Consider the following 3,611-nt stretch of genomic DNA (forward strand, 5'->3'; position numbering starts at 1 on the left):
GGACACACCCGTACCCATTCCGAACACGGAAGTTAAGCCCACCAGCGTACCGTGAAGTACTGGAGTGAGCGATCCTCTGGGAACCACGGGTCGCCGCCTGCCCACTCATCCGGGAGAATACTCCCACCCAGCCCACGGACGTATGTCCGTGGGCTTTTTTGATGTATAGCGAGCAGCGAGGGCGTTGACGCGCGACCGCTAGGCTTAAACGCTCCACAGCGGTACGTTCGGACAGCGCCAAGGTGGCAGAGTCTGGTCAGACGCAGCGGCCTGCAGAGCCGCCCAACGCCGGTTCAAATCCGGCCCTTGGCTTCTTGATTCGGTCTCGGTACGCCGCGAGGTCGGTCCCGTGAACTGACCCGCTTAGTAACCGTTAAACACCGGGTGACCCATGCGTCAACTATGCAACGACGCGCTGTGGCCGTGTTTGTCGCGCTGTTCCTCGCCGTCGCGGGGGTGGCGGGCGCGCTGACCGCGACGGCCGATAGTCCAGAGATCGCGCTCGAGAATCCGGAGGTCGACGCCTCGCAGGGTGACTCGGTCGAAGTCGGTGGTGAGTCGTACGTTGTGGCCGACATCTCCGAGACGGAAGAGGGCGGAGGCGGGCACGGTGGTGCGGCGACGACCGTCATCACCGGAACGCTCGAGCGGGAGTTCACCGCGGAGACCTCCGAGACGTGGGCGAACGGTTCGACGGTTACGGTCGGTGACCGCGAGTGGCGCGTCGAGGTCACGGGGGAGAACGCGACCGAGTTCACGCTCGTCGAGGTGCTCGACCGGCAGGCGATCCTCGGCGCCGACGACGCGGCCGAGAACGAGACGGTCACGCTCGACGACGGCGAGTACGTCGCCGTGACGGACGACTCCGGCGAACGGACGCTGGTGCCCGTCGACGAGTACTTCCCGGCGCCCGAGCAGCGCTCGTACGAGGTGGGCGAGACCCTCGAGTACGACGGACAGACGGTTACGGTCGACGGTGTGACCGCTGACGGTGCCGTACTCGTGTGGGAGACGATCGAGACGGAGACCGTGGAGTTCTCCCAGCACTCGGTGGTAACGATCGGCGGCACGGACTACGTTGCGCACTTCCCCGACGCCTCGACGCTTCGGATGTCGTCGGACATCGAGGCGTACGAGGCGCAGGTCTCCGAGATAGACCAGTTCAACCAGTACAACAGCGGCCTCTCGCGCGTGCTCGTCCTCTCGGTGCTGTCCTCCATCATGCTCGCTGGGCTGGCGTTCATCCCGTCGCGGTACTGACAGCCGGCCGAGTCGGGGCGTTCGTTTCGCTTCGATGCTGCGTTTCGACCGACAGCCACTACCGGACGGCACCGCTACGGCGGGCATGAGTTCGACAGGAGAGAAGGTGCGACAGCTGGCCCCCCACTGGGCGGTGATGTTCGTCGCCATGTTCGCTGCGCTGGCGGTCGCCGACCGGATCACCGGCGGGCTCGGTGTCGTCGCGTCGTTGGTGCTCGTGCTCGCTATCGCTTTCGCCTACCCGTTCGCCGTCCGGACGCTCGGCGTCGCACCGGCGGTCTGGAGGCGATGACGGCGTCGCTGTACACATGACGACACAGATCAAAGACCCCGTTCACGGGTACATCGAACTCGACGACGCGGTCGTCGATCGCGTGATCGACACGTCGGCGTTTCAGCGGCTGCGGTACGTCAAGCAGCTCTCGGCGACCCACCTCGTCTATCCGGCCGCCAACCACACGCGGTTCGAACACAGCCTCGGCGTCTACCACCTCGGCCGCCGCGTCTTCGAAAACCTCCGTGAGGAGCCGTATTTCACCCGGAACACGTCCTCGGACACGCTCGACGAGATTCAGTCGACGCTGGAGTGTGCGTGTCTGCTCCACGATGTCGGCCATCCGCCGTTCTCGCACGTCTGCGAGCGGCATCTCGACGCGACGGCACTCCGAGACCGGCTCGCGGAGCGGGGCTTCGTCGCGTCGCTTCGCGAGGCGGGGCTCGATGACACGCCACTTCTCGGGGCGAGTCCGCACGAACTCATGAGCTGTCTCCTGATACTCGACCGCTTCGGCGACGCGCTCCGATCCCTGTCGGTCGACCCGGAGGAGGTGTGCGCGTACGTCTTGGGGTACAGTCTGGTGTACGAGCGGGGCGGACCGTGGCAGCACGGCCTCGGAGCCCAGCTGCTTCACTCGCCGGTCGACGTCGACCGCCTCGACTACATCTCCCGAGACAACTGGATGACGGGCGCGAACGTGTTGAACTTCGACACCGATCGCATGGTCGACGCCTACACGGCGCACCCCGACGAGGGGCTCGCGCTCCCCGAGAAGGCGCTCTCGACGCTCGGGAACTACTTGGAGGGCCGGATCGCGCTGTACATGTGGGTGACCCAGCACCACAAGTCGGTGTACGCGAACGCGCTGCTCCGCGATCTCACCGAGCGAGCGGCCGAGCTGACCGGCGATCCGCCGGTGACGATAGACGGGATCCTCGACGGCGAGATCGACGACAACACCGTCGCGGAGCGACTGCGCCGGCTCGCGCGCGACCGCCCGGACACCACGTTCGCGACGCTGTACGACCGGTATCGGACGCGGCAGTTCCCGACGACCTGCTGGAAACATCGGATCGCCTACGCCGACCGGATCGAGGTCGACCGCGAGGCGTTCGGCGAGTGGCTCGTCTCGGGCGACGAGCGCCTCGAACACGAACTCGCGGCGGAACTGGACGTCCCGCCTCACGACGTGTGGATCGAACGCTCGTACGTCCCCGAGTACGAGCCCTCCGAGCTGGCCGACATTCCGATCGCGTACGGCGGGACGACGCGGTCGGCCGGCGACTGGGGGCTGTACGGCGAGCGCGCCTTCGACACCCCAATCCCGTTCGTCTACGTGCCCGACGGAGACCGAAAACGCGCCACTCGGTGGCTCGTCGATCGGTTTCGCGCGGAGTACGGCGGCTGACGGCATCGGACGCAGTTCTGACCGATAACACCGGTGTCAGCCGGTCACGGTCCCGTCCCTTTCGGGTTTATACGACTCGGTCGCCTTCCGATCGGTATGAGCGACGAGAGCGCGGCTCCGGTCACGTCGAAGCTCCCGGACGCACCGTTCCACACCAGCGGTACCGACCACGTCACGGTCTGGGGCAGCAACGAGGAGGACACGCTCGCGTTCTACCGCGACCTGCTCGGGATGCCGCTCGTGTTGCGACAGCCGAACCTCGACGACCCCTCGCAGACGCACCTCTTCTTCGACACCGGCGACGGGCGGATCCTCACGGTGTTCGTGAGCGACGAGCGGGCGTCCGCGCGCGGCCAGCGCGTCAACACGGGCGCCGTCCACCACCTGTGTTTCACCGTAGAGCCCGACGAGTACGAGGATATCATGGCGGCGCTCGAAGAGGCAGGGAAGGGGTACAACGTTTTCGACCGCGGCATCTTCCACTCGATTTACACCCACGCTCTTCGGTAGACTGGCGGAACTAGCGGAATACATTGACAGCGATACAGTCCACGAGACTGTGGATCGGTGCCCCAGTAAGGTTCAGTGACCGGAGGAAGCCGTAGGTCCGAGCGGCCTGCTCCAAGCCCTGCTTGGACAGGCCGCGGAACTTCGCCAACCACGGTT

General features: G+C 65.9%; 3 protein-coding genes, 1 tRNA gene, 1 rRNA gene and 2 pseudogenes. 6 read left to right on the plus strand and 1 reads right to left on the minus strand.

The genetic code is table 11. The annotated features are described in order from the left end of the window. The 6 genes and pseudogenes from rrf to B9G49_RS15840 form a co-directional block, all read left to right on the plus strand. A 5S ribosomal RNA gene (gene rrf, locus B9G49_RS15815) occupies window positions 1-102 on the plus strand; the annotation flags it as partial. 134 nt (window positions 103-236) lie between these two features. Then, window positions 237-312 (plus strand) — tRNA-Cys (locus B9G49_RS15820). A gap of 105 nt (window positions 313-417) precedes the next feature. Then, window positions 418-1,260 (plus strand): hypothetical protein, encoded by an 843-nt coding sequence (locus B9G49_RS15825; RefSeq protein ID WP_086217011.1) that lies wholly within the window; start codon window positions 418-420, stop codon window positions 1,258-1,260. 85 nt (window positions 1,261-1,345) lie between these two features. Further along, window positions 1,346-1,552 carry a hypothetical protein gene (locus B9G49_RS15830; RefSeq protein WP_049932879.1) on the plus strand — a complete coding sequence of 69 codons (207 nt, stop codon included), beginning with the start codon at window positions 1,346-1,348 and terminating at the stop codon, window positions 1,550-1,552. A gap of 16 nt (window positions 1,553-1,568) precedes the next feature. Then, on the plus strand, window positions 1,569-2,945 hold the full coding sequence (locus B9G49_RS15835) for an HD domain-containing protein (RefSeq protein WP_086217010.1): 1,377 nt from the start codon (window positions 1,569-1,571) through the stop codon (window positions 2,943-2,945). A 96-nt stretch (window positions 2,946-3,041) separates the two neighbouring features. Next, a pseudogene (locus B9G49_RS15840) lies at window positions 3,042-3,440 on the plus strand (VOC family protein); the annotation flags it as partial. A 25-nt stretch (window positions 3,441-3,465) separates the two neighbouring features. Here B9G49_RS15840 and B9G49_RS16400 read toward each other — a convergent pair. Further along, window positions 3,466-3,611 (minus strand): annotated as a pseudogene (locus B9G49_RS16400) (IS1595 family transposase); the annotation flags it as partial.

The sequence above is a fragment of the Halorubrum sp. SD683 genome (assembly GCF_002135045.1).
Lineage (GTDB): Archaea > Halobacteriota > Halobacteria > Halobacteriales > Haloferacaceae > Halorubrum > Halorubrum ezzemoulense.